Source organism: Photobacterium sanctipauli (assembly GCF_003026495.1).
GTDB lineage: Bacteria > Pseudomonadota > Gammaproteobacteria > Enterobacterales > Vibrionaceae > Photobacterium > Photobacterium sanctipauli.
Map to the genome: position 1 here is coordinate 1 of NZ_PYMA01000041.1, position 1,480 is coordinate 1,480.

At 54.7% G+C, this 1,480-nt stretch carries 1 rRNA gene; it reads right to left on the bottom strand.

Annotated features, from left to right (window positions below):
• Window positions 1-6: 6 nt before the first annotated feature.
• Window positions 7-1,480: ribosomal RNA gene (locus tag C9I98_RS26315) — 16S ribosomal RNA — on the bottom strand; the annotation flags it as partial.

The window sequence follows — 1,480 nt, forward strand, 5'->3', positions numbered from 1 at the left end:
TATCGTTAAGGAGGTGATCCAGCCCCAGGTTCCCCTAGGGCTACCTTGTTACGACTTCACCCCAGTCATGAACCACACCGTGGTAAACGCCCCCCCGAAGGTTAAGCTATCTACTTCTGGTGCAGCCCACTCCCATGGTGTGACGGGCGGTGTGTACAAGGCCCGGGAACGTATTCACCGTGGCATTCTGATCCACGATTACTAGCGATTCCGACTTCATGGAGTCGAGTTGCAGACTCCAATCCGGACTACGACGTACTTTCTGGGATTCGCTCACTCTCGCAAGTTGGCCGCCCTCTGTATACGCCATTGTAGCACGTGTGTAGCCCTACTCGTAAGGGCCATGATGACTTGACGTCGTCCCCACCTTCCTCCGGTTTATCACCGGCAGTCTCCCTGGAGTTCCCACCCGAAGTGCTGGCAAACAAGGATAAGGGTTGCGCTCGTTGCGGGACTTAACCCAACATTTCACAACACGAGCTGACGACAGCCATGCAGCACCTGTCTCAGAGTTCCCGAAGGCACCAATCCATCTCTGGAAAGTTCTCTGGATGTCAAGAGTAGGTAAGGTTCTTCGCGTTGCATCGAATTAAACCACATGCTCCACCGCTTGTGCGGGCCCCCGTCAATTCATTTGAGTTTTAATCTTGCGACCGTACTCCCCAGGCGGTCTACTTAACGCGTTAGCTCCGAAAGCCACGACTCTAGGTCACAGCCTCCAAGTAGACATCGTTTACGGCGTGGACTACCAGGGTATCTAATCCTGTTTGCTCCCCACGCTTTCGCATCTGAGCGTCAGTCTTTGTCCAGGGGGCCGCCTTCGCCACCGGTATTCCTTCAGATCTCTACGCATTTCACCGCTACACCTGAAATTCTACCCCCCTCTACAAGACTCTAGCCTGCCAGTTCCAAATGCTATTCCGAGGTTGAGCCCCGGGCTTTCACATCTGGCTTAACAAGCCGCCTGCATGCGCTTTACGCCCAGTAATTCCGATTAACGCTCGCACCCTCCGTATTACCGCGGCTGCTGGCACGGAGTTAGCCGGTGCTTCTTCTGTCGCTAACGTCAAAGATAACCACTATTAATGACTACCCCTTCCTCACGACTGAAAGTGCTTTACAACCCGAAGGCCTTCTTCACACACGCGGCATGGCTGCATCAGGGTTTCCCCCATTGTGCAATATTCCCCACTGCTGCCTCCCGTAGGAGTCTGGACCGTGTCTCAGTTCCAGTGTGGCTGATCATCCTCTCAGACCAGCTAGGGATCGTCGCCTTGGTGAGCCGTTACCCCACCAACTAGCTAATCCCACCTGGGCTAATCCTGACGCGAGAGGCCCGAAGGTCCCCCTCTTTGCTCCGAAGAGATTATGCGGTATTAGCTATCGTTTCCAATAGTTATCCCCCACATCAGGGCATATTCCCAGGCATTACTCACCCGTCCGCCGCTCGCCGCCCACCAACGCACCCGAAGGATTGTTG